The sequence below is a fragment of the Enterococcus gallinarum genome (assembly GCF_021496385.1).
Taxonomy (GTDB): domain Bacteria; phylum Bacillota; class Bacilli; order Lactobacillales; family Enterococcaceae; genus Enterococcus_D; species Enterococcus_D gallinarum.
This window is the reverse complement of record NZ_CP050816.1, coordinates 3,391,826-3,411,386: the sequence shown is the minus strand read 5'-3', so window position 1 is coordinate 3,411,386 and position 19,561 is coordinate 3,391,826. Positions and strand designations below refer to the sequence as shown.

General features: G+C 39.7%; 19 protein-coding genes. 15 read left to right on the top strand and 4 right to left on the bottom strand.

Annotated features, from left to right (window positions below):
* Window positions 1-179: 179 nt before the first annotated feature.
* The 8 genes from HED61_RS16475 to HED61_RS16440 all read left to right on the top strand — a co-directional run bounded on the left by HED61_RS16475 (window position 180) and on the right by HED61_RS16440 (window position 9,146).
* The gene (locus HED61_RS16475) at window positions 180-560 is read left to right on the top strand and encodes a MerR family transcriptional regulator (RefSeq protein WP_003127364.1); all 381 of its coding nucleotides are present in this window, start codon (window positions 180-182) and stop codon (window positions 558-560) included.
* Between the two features lie 46 nt (window positions 561-606).
* Window positions 607-1,947, top strand: a complete 1,341-nt coding sequence (gene glnA / locus HED61_RS16470; protein ID WP_005471630.1) for a type I glutamate--ammonia ligase — start codon at window positions 607-609, stop codon at window positions 1,945-1,947.
* A 558-nt stretch (window positions 1,948-2,505) separates the two neighbouring features.
* The gene (locus tag HED61_RS16465; protein WP_003127367.1) at window positions 2,506-4,110 is read left to right on the top strand and encodes a CTP synthase; all 1,605 of its coding nucleotides are present in this window, start codon (window positions 2,506-2,508) and stop codon (window positions 4,108-4,110) included.
* A 397-nt stretch (window positions 4,111-4,507) separates the two neighbouring features.
* Window positions 4,508-6,385 (top strand): BglG family transcription antiterminator, encoded by a 1,878-nt coding sequence (locus HED61_RS16460; RefSeq protein WP_195971910.1) that lies wholly within the window; start codon window positions 4,508-4,510, stop codon window positions 6,383-6,385.
* A gap of 3 nt (window positions 6,386-6,388) precedes the next feature.
* A complete protein-coding gene (locus HED61_RS16455; RefSeq protein ID WP_219645055.1) occupies window positions 6,389-7,174 on the top strand; it encodes a tyrosine-protein phosphatase in 786 nt (261 codons plus the stop codon).
* Window positions 7,175-7,189: 15 nt separating this feature from the next.
* Entirely contained in the window at window positions 7,190-8,440 is a 1,251-nt protein-coding gene (locus tag HED61_RS16450; protein WP_219645056.1) for a PTS sugar transporter subunit IIC, read from the top strand.
* A 45-nt stretch (window positions 8,441-8,485) separates the two neighbouring features.
* On the top strand, window positions 8,486-8,785 hold the full coding sequence (locus HED61_RS16445) for a PTS sugar transporter subunit IIB (protein WP_219645057.1): 300 nt from the start codon (window positions 8,486-8,488) through the stop codon (window positions 8,783-8,785).
* Between the two features lies 1 nt (window position 8,786).
* Window positions 8,787-9,146: a PTS lactose/cellobiose transporter subunit IIA gene (locus HED61_RS16440; protein WP_003127372.1), complete on the top strand. Its 360-nt coding sequence runs from the start codon at window positions 8,787-8,789 to the stop codon at window positions 9,144-9,146.
* A gap of 368 nt (window positions 9,147-9,514) precedes the next feature.
* On the opposite strand, the gene HED61_RS16435 is transcribed toward HED61_RS16440, so the two are convergent.
* Window positions 9,515-9,973 (bottom strand): YehR family lipoprotein, encoded by a 459-nt coding sequence (locus HED61_RS16435; protein WP_003127373.1) that lies wholly within the window; start codon window positions 9,971-9,973, stop codon window positions 9,515-9,517.
* 388 nt (window positions 9,974-10,361) lie between these two features.
* Here HED61_RS16435 and HED61_RS16430 point away from each other — a divergent pair, with 388 nt between their 5' ends.
* The 4 genes from HED61_RS16430 to HED61_RS16415 all read left to right on the top strand — a co-directional run bounded on the left by HED61_RS16430 (window position 10,362) and on the right by HED61_RS16415 (window position 14,282).
* Window positions 10,362-11,231 (top strand): class II fructose-bisphosphate aldolase, encoded by an 870-nt coding sequence (locus tag HED61_RS16430; protein ID WP_003127374.1) that lies wholly within the window; start codon window positions 10,362-10,364, stop codon window positions 11,229-11,231.
* A 130-nt stretch (window positions 11,232-11,361) separates the two neighbouring features.
* A complete protein-coding gene (locus HED61_RS16425) occupies window positions 11,362-12,621 on the top strand; it encodes a UDP-N-acetylglucosamine 1-carboxyvinyltransferase (protein WP_003127375.1) in 1,260 nt (419 codons plus the stop codon).
* A gap of 2 nt (window positions 12,622-12,623) precedes the next feature.
* Window positions 12,624-13,919, top strand: a complete 1,296-nt coding sequence (rho, locus tag HED61_RS16420; RefSeq protein ID WP_003127377.1) for a transcription termination factor Rho — start codon at window positions 12,624-12,626, stop codon at window positions 13,917-13,919.
* A 99-nt stretch (window positions 13,920-14,018) separates the two neighbouring features.
* Entirely contained in the window at window positions 14,019-14,282 is a 264-nt protein-coding gene (locus tag HED61_RS16415) for a type B 50S ribosomal protein L31 (protein ID WP_005228304.1), read from the top strand.
* Between the two features lie 896 nt (window positions 14,283-15,178).
* Here the strand turns inward: HED61_RS16415 and HED61_RS16410 are convergent.
* The 3 genes from HED61_RS16410 to HED61_RS16400 all read right to left on the bottom strand — a co-directional run bounded on the left by HED61_RS16410 (window position 15,179) and on the right by HED61_RS16400 (window position 16,909).
* Window positions 15,179-15,361, bottom strand: a complete 183-nt coding sequence (locus tag HED61_RS16410; RefSeq protein ID WP_103300576.1) for a hypothetical protein — start codon at window positions 15,359-15,361, stop codon at window positions 15,179-15,181.
* 436 nt (window positions 15,362-15,797) lie between these two features.
* On the bottom strand, window positions 15,798-16,169 hold the full coding sequence (locus HED61_RS16405; protein WP_138371574.1) for a hypothetical protein: 372 nt from the start codon (window positions 16,167-16,169) through the stop codon (window positions 15,798-15,800).
* 353 nt (window positions 16,170-16,522) lie between these two features.
* Window positions 16,523-16,909: a YxeA family protein gene (locus tag HED61_RS16400; RefSeq protein ID WP_219645058.1), complete on the bottom strand. Its 387-nt coding sequence runs from the start codon at window positions 16,907-16,909 to the stop codon at window positions 16,523-16,525.
* Window positions 16,910-17,151: 242 nt separating this feature from the next.
* Between HED61_RS16400 and HED61_RS16395 the strand changes: the two genes are divergently transcribed.
* The 3 genes from HED61_RS16395 (at window position 17,152) to HED61_RS16385 (ending at window position 19,528) form a co-directional block, all read left to right on the top strand.
* A complete protein-coding gene (locus HED61_RS16395) occupies window positions 17,152-17,766 on the top strand; it encodes a LysM peptidoglycan-binding domain-containing protein (protein ID WP_219645059.1) in 615 nt (204 codons plus the stop codon).
* Window positions 17,767-17,888: 122 nt separating this feature from the next.
* Window positions 17,889-18,590 carry a glucosamine-6-phosphate deaminase gene (gene nagB, locus HED61_RS16390; RefSeq protein ID WP_003127396.1) on the top strand — a complete coding sequence of 234 codons (702 nt, stop codon included), beginning with the start codon at window positions 17,889-17,891 and terminating at the stop codon, window positions 18,588-18,590.
* A 227-nt stretch (window positions 18,591-18,817) separates the two neighbouring features.
* Window positions 18,818-19,528, top strand: a complete 711-nt coding sequence (locus HED61_RS16385; RefSeq protein ID WP_005471648.1) for an MgtC/SapB family protein — start codon at window positions 18,818-18,820, stop codon at window positions 19,526-19,528.
* The last annotated feature ends 33 nt before the right edge of the window (window positions 19,529-19,561 follow it).

Below are 19,561 nucleotides of genomic sequence, written 5' to 3'. Positions count from 1 at the left end.
TGGAAATTTTTTTCATTCAACCAGTAAAAGGATGATTTTCTTGTGATTGTTCTGCCAAACAGAAAAAAATAAATGTCTATGTCACTTTTTCTTACATGAAGGGTTGACAGTGGAAAAAACAATTGGTATAGTTTCAATTAAGTTATGCAGGATCATCTAAATGAGGGAGGCGCCACGTTATGCGGGAAAAAGAGTTGCGGCGTTCGATGTCTGTCTTTCCGATTGGAACAGTGATGAAACTAACGGATCTGACGGCTCGTCAAATTCGTTACTATGAAGAACAAGAACTGATCCATCCAGAACGCAGTGATGGTAATCGACGCATGTATTCATTAAATGATATCGATACGCTATTAGAAATCAAAGACTATCTGTCGGATGGTTTGAATATGGCTGGGATCAAACGTGTGTACGAGATGAAAATTGCCAAAGAACAAGAAGCAAAGAACAAACCGCCACTGACTGACGAAGATGTTCGTCGAATCTTTTATGACGAACTCCTAGCGCAAGGTGGTCTGAATCAACAACAGCCATTCCAACAAAAAGGTCCGCTAATGTAGATCAATGTTGTGGCACGAAAGAATAAAGGTCAAAGGAAGGGATATTATGCCGAAAATTGAAAGAACAGCCGAAGATATCAAACAAATCGTTAAAGACGAGAATGTACGTTTCTTGCGCTTGATGTTTACTGACATCTTGGGAACGATCAAAAATGTAGAAGTGCCAGTTAGCCAATTGGAAAAAGTACTTGAGAACAAAATGATGTTCGATGGCTCCTCCATTGAAGGATTCGTACGGATTGAAGAAAGTGATATGTACCTTTACCCAGATTTATCTACTTGGATGATTTTCCCATGGGAAAGTGAGCATGGCAAAGTCGCTCGTTTGATTTGTGATATCTACAACCCTGATGGCACGCCATTTGCTGGCGATCCTCGCGGCAATTTAAAACGGGCACTATCAGATATGGAATCTCTAGGTTTTACTTCTTTCAATCTTGGGCCTGAACCGGAATTTTTCCTTTTCAAATTAGATGAAGATGGCGAAATCACAACAGACCTAAATGACAAAGGCGGCTATTTTGATTTTGCACCGACTGACTTAGGTGAGAACTGCCGCCGCGATATCGTATTAGAATTAGAAAGCCTTGGTTTTGAAGTGGAAGCCTCCCACCACGAAGTAGCACCAGGCCAGCACGAAATCGACTTTAAATATGCCGATGCGGTAGAAGCGTGCGATAACATCCAAACTTTCAAATTAGTTGTCAAAACGATTGCCCGCAAACACGGCTTGCATGCGACATTTATGCCAAAACCATTATATGGCATCAATGGGTCAGGTATGCACTGCAATATGTCCTTGTTCAATGGAAAAGAAAATGTCTTCTTTGATGAAGAAGGACCAATGCAGTTGAGCCAAACGGCGTATCATTTCCTAGCCGGTTTGATTGAACATGCCCGTGCTTATACAGCAGTCTGCAACCCAACAGTCAATTCTTACAAACGTCTGGTCCCAGGTTACGAAGCACCGGTTTATGTTGCTTGGTCAGGACGCAACCGTTCACCACTGATTCGTGTTCCTGAATCTCGCGGCTTGTCCACCCGGTTAGAATTGCGCTCCGTTGATCCATCCGCTAATCCGTATTTGGCAATGGCTGTCTTGCTGCAAGCCGGTTTAGATGGTATCCGTCGTGAGTTGACACCGCCGCCTGCAGTGGACCGCAACATTTATGTGATGAATGAAGAAGAACGTGCAGAAGCACAAATCGAAGACCTGCCATCAACGATCCACAATGCGATCAAAGAATTGCGTAAAGATGACGTGATGATCGATGCATTGGGCAAACACATTTTTGCGAACTTTGTGGAAGCCAAACGTTTGGAATGGGCCGCTTTCCGTCAAACAGTTTCTGAGTGGGAACGCGAGCAGTACCTTGAATTGTACTAATCAATTACTAGTCGTTCGATCTGCAGAGGCAACAAACGAATAAGTCATTGGAAGATGGTCCTTAGAATCTATTGAAGCGTCTGTGACAACCGATACAAAAAAAGAAACCGCTAGAGAAAACCAATCTAGCGGTTTTGTTCTGTTATCTATTCAAAGTAGAAGACAGGAATCGAACCTGCACCTTGTTTTCGCAAAAATGATAAGAAAACGATTTCTGATCATTTGTAACAAAACAAGTAAAGCACCGAGCTTCCTCTACAAGAATCATTATGACAAGCAGACCCAAAGAATCCATTAAGAAAGTAAGAAAGAAGTTTAGCGATTTGTGAATGTTCATCGAAATCAGCGATTTTTCGATGTATCCGCATCCAGAAAGGATTCGAGAAAAGTTTGCTTGACTTTTGCTAGGCAAGATTGTATCATTTTGTTTGGGCACTCTTGAAAAAGAGTCAGAAAGTGATTTAGAATTTTCGCTCCCTATTCATTTATGGATAGGGAGCTTTTCTTATTTTCTAAGTGCTTTTCCTGCAAAATAGTTTAAAAGGAGTTTTTCAGTTTATGACAAAATATATTTTTGTAACCGGCGGTGTGGTTTCTTCGATCGGTAAAGGTATTGTGGCAGCATCACTAGGACGCTTATTGAAGAATCGTGGCTTAAAAGTAACGATCCAAAAGTTTGATCCTTACATCAATGTTGATCCAGGAACGATGAGCCCATACCAACATGGTGAGGTATTCGTGACCGATGATGGTGCAGAAACAGATTTGGACTTAGGCCATTATGAACGTTTCATCGACATCAACTTGAACAAATACTCAAATGTAACGACTGGAAAAATCTATTCAGAAGTTTTGCGCAAAGAACGTAAAGGGGAATACTTAGGAGCAACTGTCCAAGTAATTCCGCACATCACCAATGAAATCAAAGAAAAAATCATGCGGGCAGCAAAAATGACCGATTCAGATGTCATCATCACTGAAGTCGGCGGAACCGTTGGCGACATCGAGTCGTTGCCGTTTCTAGAAGCGTTGCGCCAAATGAAAGCTGACGTTGGTTCGGACAATGTGATGTACATTCATACAACGTTGATTCCTTACTTAAAGGCAGCGGGTGAAATGAAAACCAAACCAACGCAACACAGTGTAAAAGAGTTGCGAGGATTGGGTATCCAACCAAATATCCTAGTGGTTCGGACTGAACAACCTGTGTCCCAATCAACAAAAAACAAATTGGCCCAATTTTGTGATGTTGCACCTGAAGCGGTTATCGAATCTCGAGATGTAGAAACACTCTATTCGATCCCATTGGCTTTACAAGCACAAGGAATGGATCAAATCGTTTGTGATCACTTGAAATTGAATGCGCCAGTAGCTGATATGACAGAATGGCAAGCATTAGAGGAAAAAGTATTGAACTTGAAAAAGAAAGTCCGCATTGCATTGGTAGGGAAATATGTGGAATTGCCAGATGCGTATCTGTCTGTTGTTGAAGCATTGAAACATTCTGGTTTTGCTTATGATGCCGACATTACGATCGATTGGATCAAAGCCCATGAATTAACGAAAGACAATGTTGCCGAATACTTACAGGATGCAGACGGTATCTTAGTTCCCGGCGGTTTTGGCGATCGTGGAATCGAAGGCAAGATCGAAGCGATTCGGTATGCTCGTGAAAATGATGTCCCATTCCTAGGGATTTGTCTGGGAATGCAAATGGCCTGCGTGGAATTTGCCCGCAATGTCGTTGGGTTAGAAAATGCGAATTCGGCAGAAACTGATCCCGATACAGCAAACAACATCATTGATTTGATGGCAGATCAAGAAAATATTGAAAACTTAGGCGGTACGCTACGTTTAGGCTTGTATCCATGTAAAGTCAAAAAAGGAACGAAAACAGCTGCAGCCTATGAAGGAGAAGAAGTCGTACAAGAACGTCATCGTCACCGTTATGAATTCAATAATAAATACCGCGAAATCTTTGAAGCAGAAGGTATGGTCTTCTCAGGTGTCTCACCAGACAATCGCTTAGTTGAAATCGTTGAGATTCCAGAAAATAAATTCTTTGTGGGTTGCCAATTCCATCCCGAATTGATTTCACGACCAACACGTCCACAACGATTGATCAAAGCATTTGTTGGTGCATCATTAGACAATCGTGGGTAACACATATAGTACCAGATTAAAAACCAGCTGTTGAGCTGGTTTCAGGCTGTAGGCAATGTCCCGGAAAAGGGAGGCCTACAGCCTTTTTTTAAGCATAAGAGTACGCTCTAAATAAATGTGGGGGAAATATAGTCAGGATCACTCGACCCATTTATAAAGGAACGTTCTCATAAAACACCCTTCAAAAGTTAGTTTTTTGGGTTAACTTTTGAAGGGCGTTTCCGTTCTAGCCAGTGCTAGTGCTTTTTTTAGTAGCATCCGAAGTGATACGCCTTTTCAGCTACTCCTAACTATTAAAGATAAAACTTCTTGTAGAAATTGACCCTAATAAAAGGGACCATATACCTATGGAGGTTGACTACAATAGACTCTAAACTAATTAATGAGGGAGAGAAAGATGGAAAAAATAAGCTTATTGTTGATCAGGGCTCTTTCAGAGCAAGACGGGTTTATGACAACCAAAGAGATCGCTGCAAAAGTAGGTGTCAGTACGAAAACAGTTCGAAGATATGTGGAGAAAATCAATCAAAGCCAATCGCTTTATGGCTGTGTGATTCAAGGGAAGAAAGGAAGTGGCTTGTTTTTACAAATAATCAATCATGAATTATTTCAACGTAGCTTAGAAAACACACCTCAAGAAGATTTTGTGACACAAATCATTGAGTACTTCGTCCAAGAAGACGAATACATCAAGTCAGAATTATTATGTGAACGCTTATTTATCTCACAAAGCAAGTTATCTCAAGAACTCAAAAAACTGCGACGGATTTTAAGCCATTATAATTTATCCATCCAAACAAAGCCTTACTACGGCATGAAGCTTTGCGGCAGTGAATTCGACTTACGTCGCTTTATGGCAAGCAATTATCTGCAAAAGACACACCTTAAACAACTGCATCAATTACCTTCTAGTGAAGGGACGCCATCGCAGTTGCATCGACAGATTCAAGCAATCATTTTAGCTGAGTTTTCTCAAAAAGCCTATCCGATTTCAGAAGCTATAGTGACGAACTTAGTCAATCACCTAGCAATCGCCGTAATGCGAATGCAAAGCGGCCGCTACTTAGATCGCAATCTGCCTATTGGAGGAAGAACCAATGCTGAACAATCATTATTAGGCAAGCGAATCGTCAAGCGGATCGAAGAAGAATGCAGTGTTCTTTTTACAGAATGTGAGCGAAACTATGTGCTTGGTCAGATCGTGGGGAAACGGGTCATTCCCAAAAATGAAAAAAACGTTGTCTCAGAGGAAGTTTCGGACTTAGTGAGGCAAGTTCTAAAAAGAGTCAAAAACCGAAGACAAATTGACTTCAGTCAAGATTTGGACTTACAGACGATGCTGATGCTTCACTTTGTTCCTTTGATTGATCGAATCGAATTAGGAATTGAGCTGAAAAACCCGCTGTTAGATGACGTAAAAGTCCATTGCAATGTAGGATACGACTTAGCTATTATTGCTGGACAAGTAATCGTTGCGCATTTCAATAAGCGTATCAGCGATCATGAACTTAGCTATTTAGCCATGCACTTTGATGTCGCCCTGAATAAGAAGAGTTCACAAACGCAGCGTAAGTATATTTTAGTTGTAAACGATCTGGGGAGAGCAGCCAATGCATTTTTAAAAGAAAAGTTTGAATTCTATTTCCGAAATTACATTAAAGAAGTAACGGTTTGTAATCAATATGAATTTGCTCAGTTCCTAAAAGAACAAGACTTTGATTTTATCTTTTCATCGATCGATCTACCTTATGAAGGAACCATTCCTGTAATGAGTTTTGACTATTTTATGCGGCCTGAAATGATCAAAAAAATAGCTGATGCACTGTCGACTGTTTTTACCGTTGAAAAACTTTTGACCTTCTTTAAGGAACCGCTGTTTATTTGTGACCAAGACTTTGAAACAAAAGAAGAAGTGCTGCATTTTTTATGTCATTGCATTAACGAACAATATCAGATGCCAAATAATTTTGAAGCTTTGGTATTTGAACGAGAAGCTTTTTTTGGAACCGATTTCTTGCCGATGGTTGCTTTTCCACACCCCAATGTATTGATTGGATCGGAAACAGTGATTGCTGTTGCCCATTTGAAGAAACCAATATTTTGGTATAAACAATCGGTTCGTTTGGTCTTCTTACTAGTCATTGCTGAGCAAGACCATTTAAAGGCTAAGTCGCTAAACGATCATTTGATCAAAATATGTACATCATCTGAGAAAGTGAACGAACTGATTGCGACGAATGACTTCATCACATTTATCCATCACTTAAAGGAGTAGATTATGACAGACAAAAAAATCAAACTATCAGGAGCATACAATTTTCGCGATTTTGGCGGCTACCGTAACAAAGAAGGAAAGCGTCTCATACGTGGGCGACTCTATCGTTCTGATGAATTAAGCAAGATTACAGCTGCAGATCAAGAAAAGTTAGTACAACTTGGAATCAGTAAGATCATTGATTATCGAAATAAAAAGGAAAGACTGAATAATGAAGATCGGCCGATCGGTAATGCAGAGATTCTTTATTTGACACCCATTGCGGATATCGCTGCGTTAGCTTCTTCAGAACATGGGGAAGAAAGTGTGCTTTCTCCCAAAAAAATGACGGCGGCTCTGGCAAAAGAATTAATGATCCGTCAGAATGAAGAATTTGTTGAAAATAAACAGTGTCAAGACGTTTATAGAGAAGTCTTAGAAATTCACTTAGCTGAAGAGGGAGCAATCGTTCAACATTGCCGTGGAGGGAAAGATCGCACTGGTTATGGCGTCGCTCTCATTCAATTACTACTGGGCGTCAGTGAAGCAGATGTGATGCATGACTATCTCTTAACCAATGTATACAAAAAAGAAAAAAATGAGAAAAGCCTGCAGCGGTTGCTTCAAGAGACCGATAATCCCGATTTTGTTCAGGCGATGCGCTATTTTAAAGAAGCTGATCGTCATTTTTTGCAGAATGCATTGGCGCAAATCGGTGCTTATGGTGGAGTTGAGGACTATGTGGTCAACAAACTTGGTTTTTCCCAACAAAAAATCCGGTTGTTAAGAGAAAAATACTTACAAAATTAAGGATAGGAGGATATTATGAATACGTTTAAGAATAAGGTGTTGGCGGGAGCAATTAAGGTGCAAAATAATGTTTATATGAGAGCGATCTCTAATGCCATGATGGGGTTAATGCCGATTATGATGATCAGTTCGATTGCTTCTTTAATCAATGCCATCGATATTGGCAATACACAACAAATAATGGATCAAATAGGTCTTAAATCATTGTTGACACAAATCAATGCGATGACCATCGATGTCATTTCCGTCTATGTTGCCTTCTTAGTTGGCTATAAACTGGCGGAACATTTGAATGCAGATCAATTAAACGCTGGCATTATGAGTTTAGTTTCATTCTTGATTTTAAGTCCCATCGCAACATTCGAAGAGACCAAAGTGATCGAGTTTTCGACGCTGGGTTCTAGTGGAATGTTCGTTGCAATGTTCGGCGGGATACTAGGTGCAAGGATTTATATTCTATGTGTGGAAAAGAATCTGACAATCAAAATGCCAGACTCAGTCCCACCAATTGTCAATAAGTCCTTTGCTGCAATCGTTCCCGGAGTGATTGTTTCCACGATCATGGGGATTATTTATGTTGCAATAGCAGCTACTCCATATGGAACGTTAACAGATATGATCTACACGTGGGTTCAAGCACCGCTGACCTTGTTGGGTGCCAATGTGTTTGCTTGCATGATTATTGTGGCATTTATTGAATTCCTATGGTTTTTCGGTATCCATGGTGTATTGGCAGTCTATCCAGTGTTGATGCTGGTCTTTTATCAACCTATGCTAGACAACTTGGCTGCCTATAGTGCTGGTCAACCATTGCCACATTTGTTTACCATTGGTTTTATACTCAACAATCGCGGCGCTCGTTCCTTTGCAGTAGCTTTATTAGCCATTTTCAGTTGCAAATCAGAACAGCTCAAAGCTGTTGGGAAAATTGGATTGATTCCTTCTATGTTTGGAATCTCAGAGCCAATCAAATTTGGGATTCCGCAGGTGATGAACATAAGGATGTTGATACCACTTATGGTAACACCAGCTGTTTCTGTTTTATCAGCTTATTTATTAACGATTGTTGGCTTTATGCCTTATCATAATGGCGTCAATATCCCAACAGGATTTCCAATCATTTTTGGCGGTTTCTTAACGAATGGCTGGCAAGGGATTATCGCTCAGCTGATCCAATTTGTGTTATGCGTGCTGATTTATATTCCTTTCATGCGCTGGCAAGATAAAGCAGCACTGGCAGAAGAAGGAAAAATTGCGCAAGCATAACAAGTACTGACAGCCTATAAATTAAAATTAAGTGGGGGATTTAAGATGAAAAAGATCGTTTTAGTTTGTGCTGGTGGAATGTCTACTGGTGTCTTAGTAAATTATATGAAACAAGCAGCTCAAAAAAAAGCTATTCCAGTATCGATTGACGCATTTTCAATCGAATCGGTAGCTAATGTGGCTAAAGATGCAGATTGTGTGTTATTAGGTCCACAGGTTTCTTATCGTTTAGCAGAAGTTCAAGGGTTAGTGGCTTGCCCAACAGCTTCTATTGATATGCGAACTTACGGTATGATGGACGGACAAAAAGCACTAGAACAAGCGCTGGAATTGATAGGAGAGTAAGATGGAAGAAAAAGAACAAATTTGTTTTCAAATTATTTCCGAAGCTGGGATGGCAAGAAGTTGCTTTTTCGAAAGTATTCAACAAATGCGAAAAGAGCAAACAAAAGAGGCCCTATCTGCGATTGAAAGCGGCAAGAGTCATTATCACAAAGCGCATATTGCTCATCGGCAATTGGTACAGCAAGAAGCACAAGGTGATAAAGTTTGGATGTCGTTGTTATTGAGTCACGCCGAGGACTTGTTAATGAGTGCAGATATTATGAGTGAGTTGGCCAAAGAGTTCAATTTACTTTATGAAGAAGTAAATGGGCTAAAGCAGATGATTGATCAGCATATTTCTTCATTGAACACAAAAGAATAACAATCAAAGAAGAAAGACGTCTACGATGAGACAATTCGAGTGAAATCGTGGACGTCTTTTCTTGGTCTATGGCAGGTGGAACATTTTTCTAGGAAAAAAGATAAAAAAAGCTGGTCTCAAAACGGAGCAGGCAAGAAAAGTGGATTACCAAAGCAAATGGCACTACCCCTTTGAGAGTATGGGATGCATGGACTCGTTCAAAGAAGTAAAAAAGTAAAAGAAACATACGAAGAACAGCTCCCCCATTTCTTCCGTTAAGAAGAAATGGGGGAAAACTGGTTTTCATTAAAAAAGCCCCTTTTTCAGGGGCCAGTAGGGATGATCTTTCTAGGACCATTCCACATTCGCTCGTTTCTAAAAGGAATAGTTTATTTTTTTAAGGTATACCCTTGGTCTAGTAACATTTTTTCCGTTCGTTCCATGCTGATGCCATTTGAAGTATCACCTTCAAATGTGACCCCTGGCAATTGCTTTGCCGCATCGTAGTCTAAATTACTGTAATCGATCGTCAATGATTCGGTTGCTGCATCTTCTCCGTAATCAAGCGAATAATCGATACCCTTGATTGCTTGATACTGTTTGGCGATCGGATCCAATAATTGTTTTGCTTCCTCTTTCGTAGATACGCCAACAGAAGAATAAGGCATGATATTGTTGGCGGTTTGCTTTTTCACTTCGTCACCTTCGTAATTGAAGACCAACTCCATTTGAACTCCGTTTTGTTCATTCGTGAATGTCTTGGTTTTTTGACTCGCTCCATTTGCTCCGCAACTTGCTAAAAAGAATATACCCAACAACGCAATAAATCCCACTACTGTTTTTTTCATTCTATCCCTCCTTTTTTTCATGATAGTATACTCCACTTGCCAGAGCTATTCATATGCTCAAAAACAAATAGTCTTTTTTTGTCCGATAGGCAATCCATATCGTCAGCAGGAAAATGATAAATTGTTGAAAAAGTTCGTGAATTTTTTCTCGAATTTTCAGAAGTATTCTTGTTATTGTATGCAAACAAATGTAAGACGAGAGGCTAGTTTCACAAAGTTTTTTCAGAAAAGAAAATGAAAAGCAAAGAATTTTTAATTTGTGCAATCTTTTATTGAAAAGAGAATTACATCTTTTAGTAGCAAATACTGCAAATGTTTGCTAAAATAGCAGTGTCGGTTAAGCATTGCTTAACAAATAAAGTTTTTTAAAACTTAGGAGGAATTTTTTATGCCAGTAGTATCAGGAGCTGAATTCTTAAAAGCTGCTCGTCAAGGCGGATATGCAGTAGGTGGATTCAATACAAATAACTTAGAATGGACTCAAGCGATTTTAGAAGCTGCTGAAGCGAAAAAAGCGCCAGTTCTTATTCAAACTTCTATGGGTGCTGCAAAATACATGGGCGGATACAAACTTGCTAAAGATCTTATCTGTGATCTAGTTGAATCAATGAACATCACTGTTCCAGTTGCGATTCACTTAGACCATGGTGACTACGATGCAGCAATGGAATGTATCGAAGTTGGCTATACTTCAGTTATGTTCGATGGTTCTCATTTACCATTCGAAGAAAACTTGAAATTGGCTAAAGAAGTTGTTGAAAAAGCACATGCTAAAGGCGTTTCTGTTGAATGTGAAGTTGGTTCAATCGGTGGTGAAGAAGATGGCATCATCGGAGCTGGTGAATTAGCAGACATCGAAGAATGTAAACAAATGGTTGCAACTGGTATTGATTACCTAGCTTGCGGAATTGGTAACATTCATGGACAATACCCAGAAAACTGGCAAGGACTTGCTTTTGACCACTTACAAGCAATCGCTGATGCTGTAGGTTCTGATGTTCCTTTAGTATTACACGGTGGTTCTGGTATTCCTCAAGAACAAATCGAAAAAGCAATTTCAATGGGTGTTTCTAAAGTAAACGTAAATACTGAATTCCAATTGTCATTCGCAAAAGCAACACGTGAATACATCGAAGCTGGTAAAGACCAAGAAGGTAAAGGTTTTGACCCTCGTAAACTATTGGCACCAGGTAAAGCTGCAATCATCAAAGATGCAGAAGAACACATTGACTGGTTCGGTTCAGCTGGTAAAGCTTAATTCTTTCAGTTCAAAAGAACGATCACAAGTGATCGTTCTTTTTTTGTGGGGAAATCCTGCTTTTTTCTTTGTCTGTTCTATGCTAAAATTGGCATGATACACACAAACTCTAAAGTATAGGTGGATATAGATGAAAAAAATTGTCATTCAAGGCAATCGTCCCTTAAAAGGAGAAGTGACGATCAGCGGGGCAAAAAATAGTGCAGTAGCGTTGATTCCTGCGGCGATTTTGGCTGATTCTCCTGTCGTATTAGAAGGGGTGCCGGATATTCAAGACGTGCACTCATTGATTGAAATTTTAGAAATTATGGGTGTTCAAACGCACTTTGAAGAAAACACACTGACGATCGATCCAACCGAGATCGTTTCGATTCCGATGCCAAGCGGCAAAATCAATAGTTTACGCGCTTCTTATTATTTCATGGGCGCATTGTTAGGCAAGTTCGGTGAAGGAGTCGTGGGCTTACCTGGCGGCTGTTTCCTAGGTCCTCGTCCGATCGATCTGCATATCAAGGGATTCGAGGCGTTAGGGGCTACGGTTACGAATGAGCATGGCGCGATGTATTTGCGTACAAGTGAAGCGGGGCTTGCCGGAGAACGGATTTTCTTGGATATGGTATCTATCGGAGCGACGATCAATGTCATGTTGGCAGCTGTCAAAGCTAAAGGCAAGACGATCATCGAAAATGCCGCTCGCGAACCTGAGATCATTGATGTGGCAACTTTGCTGAACAACATGGGAGCCAAGATCCGTGGGGCAGGCACCAACGAGATCCGCATTGAAGGCGTCCAAGAATTACACGGTTGCCGCCATTCGATCATTCCCGATCGGATTGAAGCAGGCACTTATCTTTCTTTGGCGGCAGCAGCGGGTGAAGGAATCACCATCAAAAATGTCATTTATGAGCATCTTGAAAGCTACATCGCTAAATTAGAAGAAATTGGTGTGCGCATGGATATCAGTGAAGATGAAATCTATGTTTATCCATCGAAAGATTTAAAGCCAGCCAATGTAAAAACATACCCATACCCTGGTTTTGCTACCGACTTGCAACAACCGATCACTCCCTTACTTTTGAAAGCAAATGGCACGTCAGAAATTTTGGATACAATCTATGCAAAACGTGTCAATCACATACCAGAACTTGCACGGATGGGTGCGCAAGCAACAACGGAAGGCAATTTGATCTTGCTCAACGGACCGAGCCAGCTTCATGGCGCAGAAGTCGTTGCATCAGACTTGCGAGCAGGAGCTTGTTTAGTGATTGCTGGACTGATGGCTACGGGAACCACCACAGTCTTCAATGTCGAATATATTTTACGGGGATATGATCATATAATCGATAAACTTACAGCCTTAGGGGCTGACATTCAAATGGTAGAGGAGTAACTATGAGCGACTATCTAACAATGGCAGAGCTGGAGAACAAAACGCTAAAAGAAATCTACACGTTTGCCAAAGAATTTCGAATTCCTTATTACAGCCAAATGAACAAAAAAGAATTATCACTGGCTGTTATTCGGGCCCAAGCAGAAAAACAGGGTTTCTTTTATATGGAAGGTATCCTTGATATCGTTGGACAGGAAGGTTATGGCTTTTTGCGTCCAATCAATTATGGCCCCAGTGCAGAAGATATCTATATTTCTTCTTCTCAGATTCGCCGCTTCAGTTTGCGAAATGGCGACAAAGTAGCGGGGAAAGCGAGACCGCCAAAAGAGTCAGAACGTTATTATGGTTTGATGCATGTAGAATCTGTGAATGGCAAAGATCCGGAAGAAGCAAAAGAACGGCCGCACTTCCCTGCATTGACGCCGCTTTATCCGAATCGTCATTTGAAATTGGAAACTACCCCTGGTCGTCTGTCAACACGGATGATCGACATGCTGGCGCCGGTTGGCTTTGGTCAACGGGGATTGATCGTTGCCCCGCCGAAAGCCGGGAAGACTAGTATCTTGAAAGAAATCGCTAACGGGATCACTGACAATCACCCGGATGTAGAGTTGATCGTCTTATTGATTGATGAACGCCCGGAAGAAGTGACGGATTTGGAACGAAGTGTCAAAGGAGATGTTGTTTCTTCGACCTTTGATCTGCAGCCTAGCAACCATACTCGGGTCTCTGAATTGGTTTTGGAGCGTGCCATGCGTTTAGTTGAAGACAAGCGTGATGTTGTGATACTGATGGATAGTATCACGCGTTTAGCGCGTGCCTATAACTTAGTCGTGCCACCAAGCGGCCGTACATTGAGTGGCGGGATCGATCCTGCCGCATTATACAAACCGAAGAAATTTTTCGGAGCTGCTCGGAATATCGAAGAAGGTGGCAGTCTGACGATTTTAGCCACTGCGTTAGTTGATACCGGCAGCCGAATGGATGATGTCATCTACGAAGAGTTCAAAGGAACTGGAAACATGGAACTGCAGCTCTCTCGCAGTTTAGCCGAGCGTCGTATTTTCCCAGCCATCGATATCAAGAAATCCGGTACCAGAAAAGAAGAGCTCTTGATGAGCAGCGAACAATTAGAAGAGACTTGGCGCTTGCGCAATAATATGACTGGTGACTCATTAGAATTCACGGAACAATTCCTACAGTTTTTAAGAAAAACAAAAACCAATGCGGATTTCTTGTCTGCTTTTCATGACGTACATTTTGGCGATAAACGGCCAAAAAGAAATCTTAAAAGATAATTGCATCGAAAAACGAAACATGGTAAGATAGTCATGTTGTAAAATCGACAAATCAACTCTGGTACAGCAAATGGACCAGGGCAAAGGAGAGAAGAAGAAATGAAACAAGATATCCATCCAGATTATCATCCAGTTGTATTCATGGACTCAACTACTGGTTTCAAATTCTTATCAGGTTCAACAAAGAATTCACAAGAAACTGTTGAGTGGGAAGATGGCAACACGTATCCATTGATCCGTGTCGAAGTAACATCTGATTCACATCCATTCTACACTGGACGTCAAAAATTCACACAAGCAGATGGACGTGTGGACCGTTTCAACAAAAAATACGGTCTCAAAGACGCGAACGCTGCGGAATAATTCTAACAAAGTTAGAACGTTGGTTTACCAACGATTTAGAGATGTTTTCCTTCACTGGAGACATCTCTTTTTTTGAAGATGAATGCTAATTGAAAAAATGATCAAATGGTACATTACTATCGAAAATGATAGTCGCATATATTGGTTATAGAGTTAAATGAGACAAATCAAGCTGTAGCTTCTTGCCGAGTTTTGAAACCTCGATGAGTTGTCTTTTTTTTATTTTCCAGTCACTGGATCAGTTCTCAAATAAGTTTGAAATATATAGGCGGTTGAGCCATTTTTATTCGTGTAATTTTGTCATAATAACATCCATAAGGATAAAGCAATAATCGATACTTTAGTCTGAATATTCTGAACAAATCTTATAGTCTGTTAGATGTTGTTATCGGATGAAAGTAACTTCAAATGAAAATAGTCGATTCACCAAATATTTTTCTATTAAAAGAGATGATCATCGCAATTAATTATTCTGATCTGAAAAAATAAAAAGGCAACTCAAGAGTTACCTTTTGCTGATGTAATCTGTTTATTTCTTCTTGTCAACTTCGTAAGTAGCGAAAGCGAGAATAAAAAAAGACTGCTAAGGATACACCAAACCATTTGAATACTTTACGGCCTCATTAAAAGAAAGCGTTCTTTGGATAAGGATTATGGGCGGCTCAAAGTTATTACATGTGTACAAAAAATAAAGAAAAGACCATTTTTGCAATAAAGGAACCAGCAAAAAAAGCGAGAACAATCAACATAATTTTCCAAGGTTTTAACCAAACACTATTCTTTTTCATCTAATCACCTCTATAAAAAGAATACCATGATAAATAAATAATATCAAAAAAAATTGATACTTAATCAGTTATTCACCAAATCAGGCAACTAACGAGATGAAATCAGAATCAGTTTTGCTTTTCAGAGTTTTTAAGTTTTATTGCTCGTATTAGGTGGACACAAAAGCTCGCAAAAAATAAAAGCCCTGCAATTTTTGGAATGGCACCAATTGAAGCTAAAAATAAAAAAGCTGCTATAAAGTTTACACAAGCGGCTAGCAGGTAAAGGTAGAAACTAGTTTTTCTTTTCAAAGTGCTCACTCCTTTTGAACAGCATATCATACTTTATTTTCAATGTGAAAAAATAATGCCAAAGAAAGTCGAAATAAATAATTTCACTATCCGACGAAATAAAAAAGAAATAGAAAGAACTTCTATTTCTTCGAGCGATTTTTATTCGAATACAGGGCAATGATTATAGCTACGGCTATGCAAAAGACTAATACTTTTAACATATTCACACATCCTTTTTAGATTAGTTTAAATTATAACTTTCTAAAAATATATAGGGCTTTAGGCCTATTAGTAAAAGATAGTTCAGTCCCACAAGTTATCGAACTCTTTTTTCGAGTTTTCTTACAATTGGATGGTTCTATTTTTTTCAAACAACTGTTAAAACAAAAAAGTGAAGAAACTACTGGAACTAAAAGTTTCTTCACTACTCATCAAGTAATCAATAAACCTTTGTTTATTCAAATATGTAACATCTAAATTTTTTGAAGCAAGGAAAAACAAACATACAGAACAATAGAAAGAGTTGAAAAAGTAAGATAATCGTTAAATTGACAGTTCCGTAACGCTGGTAAAGGTAGATATGTATGAGTAATTCACCAAGATTCATGAGAATCAAGATAAGATAACTACTCGCTTTTACTTGGCATCTTTTTAGTAGATGATAGCTGATGTAATAATCGAGTAGGACACAAAAAAGTAATAATAGTTTGTTTAAAGCCGTGATGGTATCATGTTGTTCGGCAAGCTGTTGAAAGAACAAAAGTGCTGTGGGAAAAGGGATATAAATGATTAATAAAGAAAGAAAAAAATATACAACAAAAGGCATGTTCACACTCCTAAAAAAAAATTACCAAAAGGCAGAAAATAATTTAGCAAATTTTTATTCAGAGGTCAACAGTAGGATTTGTTATTTCAATGATTCGAGCATTAGGCATGATTGTTTTTGCTTAAGAAATGAAATCTTGGTTTACAGACTGAGGAAAATTGCGGTGATTTTCTGGCACGGAGGAATGCACCTTGATAAACCCCGTCACAGTAAGGTTATAAGAGGGATTGAATATTATTATTAAAACAATGTATAAATAAAAAAACTCCTGAAAGCAGAGTGGAGAAGACAGTTACTCTTGAGTTCAGAAGTTTTTGGTTTTTGAAAAAAATCAATTTTATCAATGAAAAATGTTATTTTTGTGCATTTAATTTTTTTAATACATCAGCTGGCACATCTTTTTCAGCGACCTTATTCGGTCCGGAGATGATACGTTTTTGACTGATCTCTGCTTTAACTAGTGTGTTAGGAGCATAAGGCTGGATATCTTCACCAGACAATTCATAGGTCATTTCTTGTCTTTCGCCATTTTCTTTAACAAATTCAAACGTATATTTATAAGAAGAATAGCCTTCGATTTTTTTTCCTGAACCGTCTACTGTTTGTTTCCTTTCAGGTGTTTCTTTTGGTGTGCGTGCATAGGCAGTGACTCCTTGATAGGTCTCAGAATAGTATTTATAACTAAAATAGCCTCCTACACCAAGTGCGACTACAAGAAGAGCAAGCATCATTTTTTTCATAATTAACCCTCATTTCTTTTTTGCTGAGACGACTATAACACGGACTAGCTTAAAAAATTCATTGAAAAAGATAACACTATTGTAAGCTTTTGATTATTTACATGAAAATATAGCTGTAATTTTCTGTCGAGGAATTGTGATAGAAGAAAATAGAATTGAAATCATTTTGCAATATTGTAATGTTAATCTTTTATTTGTGCCTGGGGAGAGGTACAAATACACAAAAAGAGAGGTTTTTTCATTTGAAAAAATTTGTATTCACAGCTGTTGCAGGACTAGGTTTATTTATCGGAGGCACTGTTGCATCTGCAGAGGAACAAACCCATGTGGTTGCTCCAGGAGACACACTGTCAGGATTAGCAACTGAATATGGTACGACAGTGGATGACCTTTTAGCATTGAATGAATCCATTCAAGACCCTAATTTGATTTTTGATGGCGAAACATTGCTGATTTTTAGTGATGCACAACCGATGACACGCGCGCAAGAAACGACAGAAACAGCGCAAACGCAAACTGAAACAGCGCCGGCAGCTACACAATCAAACACTGCTAGCACTAGCGCTGCAAGTACACCAAGTACTGGTTCAGGAGTCTTGAATCCAGTGGACGGTATCAATTACTATAATGGTGTCAGAGAATCTTATTATTCACAAAAAGTATTAGCTGGTGGCGGCTTAAATATTCCTGGCCGACATGTTGCCGCTGACGGAACGATCCGTGATGCAGATGGTTATATCGTTGTAGCTAGTGACAATCAAGCCAAAGGCTCAACAGGGCAATCTTCTTTGGGTGCCTACAAAGTCTATGATACAGGCGTTGGTCACAGCGGAATCGACGTTTACACAAACTGGTAATCAGCAAAAACAGTTGCATGAAATATGCAGCTGTTTTTTTGTTATGGTCTAGACTAATTCTTGTCAAAAAAATGAGAGTGTGGTATCATTGGACTATACCAAAACGAAATGAGGAGCGTATCATGGAAATTATTCGCGTGAAAGATGCAGCTGAAGGTGGGAAAAAGGCATTTGAATTGATTCAGCAAGGCGTTGAAAACGGCGCTAAAGTTCTTGGATTGGCGACAGGCAGTACGCCAGAAACATTGTATGCAGAGATGACAGCTAGCGATGTCGATTTTTCAAACATGACTTCTGTTAATTTAGATGAATATGTCGGACTTGGCGGCGAAGATGATCAAAGTTATCGCCACTTTATGAATGCTCATTTATTTGACAAAAAACCATTCAAGGAAACCTTTGTACCGAATGGAAAAGCCGAAGATTTGCAAGCGGAATGCAAACGATACGATGAAGTGATCGCGGAACATCCAGTTGACATCCAAATCTTAGGAATTGGCCAGAACGGTCACATTGGCTTCAATGAACCTGGGGCATCTTTTGATGGCACAACATCAGTCGTTGATTTGACTGAATCAACGATCAATGCCAACAAACGCTATTTTGACAAGGTAGAAGATGTACCCACTACTGCAATCTCAATGGGCATCGGTTCAATTTTGAAAGGTAAAAAAATTATTTTAATGGCCTTTGGACCAGCTAAAGCGGACGCAATCCAAGGGATGATTGAAGGTCCGGTAACGACGGATCTGCCTGCATCTGCTTTGCAAAATCATCCAGATGTCACAGTCATCGTGGATGAAGCAGCGGCAGCCAATCTCTAACATCAATTAGTTGGCAGAGCGTCCAATCTAATCGACAAAATCCGAATGAACATCGGAAAAACCAGCTACTTCCCCATTTCATCCAGTCGGATGAAAAGTTGGTATTTTCGATGATTCTTCGGTTTTTTTATTTTTCATGGAATACAGCTTAAAGATGGGTTGCGGAATTTGGACCTTCCTTTTTTCATTTTTAAAAATAGATGGTATAGTTGAAAAGGGGTGTTTCAATGGTTGATATGGTCTTATCGATTCCAGAAATTATTCTTAGACTCGTTTTAGCAATGGTCATGGGAGGCGCTATCGGTTTTGAGCGACAGTACAAAAGTCGACCAGCGGGATTACGGACCCATATTTTAGTCTGTATGGGGGCATGTGTCATTGCATTGATCCAAGTAGAGATCGCTAGTGGGGCGATGCGTGATGCGTTGAATCATCCAGATCTCGCAGGGGTCATTCGTTCAGATGAAGCTCGATTGATCGCACAAGTGGTAAGTGGGGTTGGTTTTTTGGGTGCCGGGACGATTATCGTGACAAAACGCTCGGTAACTGGATTGACGACAGCTGCTTCATTATGGGCGATTGCTGGCTTAGGGATTGCGATCGGCATGGGATTTTATGCGATTTCGATTACTAGTTTTGCCGGGATCTTTTTTGCACTGACGGTGATCAAGCGAATTGTGCGAGTCCCGACAGCCAAAAAATTGGAGATTCAATACATTCATCGTGCGGAAACAAAGGAATTTTTGACAGAGTATTTTCTTGATCGAAAAATCGTGATCGAAGATGTCAACTTTGATGTGAAGTTCATGGAGGACTATCGGATCTATACCAATATTTATACGATCAACTTACCGTGGGGGCTGAGTTTCTCTGATGTTATCGAAGAATTATCAGTTTATAAAAATATCACTAAGCTGCGGTTGGTTGATGTTAGTTAAAAAAGTACTGCCAAAGGTCACACCTTTGGCAGT

Excerpts from the sequence above, each read along its gene's own strand:
- HED61_RS16475 (WP_003127364.1), top strand. The coding sequence starts at position 180 with ATGCGGGAAAAAGAGTTGCGGCGTTCGATGTCTGTCTTTCCGATTGGA.
- glnA (WP_005471630.1), top strand. The coding sequence starts at position 607 with ATGCCGAAAATTGAAAGAACAGCCGAAGATATCAAACAAATCGTTAAA.
- HED61_RS16465 (WP_003127367.1), top strand. The coding sequence starts at position 2,506 with ATGACAAAATATATTTTTGTAACCGGCGGTGTGGTTTCTTCGATCGGT.
- HED61_RS16460 (WP_195971910.1), top strand. The coding sequence starts at position 4,508 with ATGGAAAAAATAAGCTTATTGTTGATCAGGGCTCTTTCAGAGCAAGAC.
- HED61_RS16455 (WP_219645055.1), top strand. The coding sequence starts at position 6,389 with ATGACAGACAAAAAAATCAAACTATCAGGAGCATACAATTTTCGCGAT.
- HED61_RS16450 (WP_219645056.1), top strand. The coding sequence starts at position 7,190 with ATGAATACGTTTAAGAATAAGGTGTTGGCGGGAGCAATTAAGGTGCAA.
- HED61_RS16445 (WP_219645057.1), top strand. The coding sequence starts at position 8,486 with ATGAAAAAGATCGTTTTAGTTTGTGCTGGTGGAATGTCTACTGGTGTC.
- HED61_RS16440 (WP_003127372.1), top strand. The coding sequence starts at position 8,787 with ATGGAAGAAAAAGAACAAATTTGTTTTCAAATTATTTCCGAAGCTGGG.
- HED61_RS16435 (WP_003127373.1), bottom strand. The coding sequence starts at position 9,973 with ATGAAAAAAACAGTAGTGGGATTTATTGCGTTGTTGGGTATATTCTTT.
- HED61_RS16430 (WP_003127374.1), top strand. The coding sequence starts at position 10,362 with ATGCCAGTAGTATCAGGAGCTGAATTCTTAAAAGCTGCTCGTCAAGGC.
- HED61_RS16425 (WP_003127375.1), top strand. The coding sequence starts at position 11,362 with ATGAAAAAAATTGTCATTCAAGGCAATCGTCCCTTAAAAGGAGAAGTG.
- rho (WP_003127377.1), top strand. The coding sequence starts at position 12,624 with ATGAGCGACTATCTAACAATGGCAGAGCTGGAGAACAAAACGCTAAAA.
- HED61_RS16415 (WP_005228304.1), top strand. The coding sequence starts at position 14,019 with ATGAAACAAGATATCCATCCAGATTATCATCCAGTTGTATTCATGGAC.
- HED61_RS16405 (WP_138371574.1), bottom strand. The coding sequence starts at position 16,169 with ATGCCTTTTGTTGTATATTTTTTTCTTTCTTTATTAATCATTTATATC.
- HED61_RS16400 (WP_219645058.1), bottom strand. The coding sequence starts at position 16,909 with ATGAAAAAAATGATGCTTGCTCTTCTTGTAGTCGCACTTGGTGTAGGA.
- nagB (WP_003127396.1), top strand. The coding sequence starts at position 17,889 with ATGGAAATTATTCGCGTGAAAGATGCAGCTGAAGGTGGGAAAAAGGCA.
- HED61_RS16385 (WP_005471648.1), top strand. The coding sequence starts at position 18,818 with ATGGTTGATATGGTCTTATCGATTCCAGAAATTATTCTTAGACTCGTT.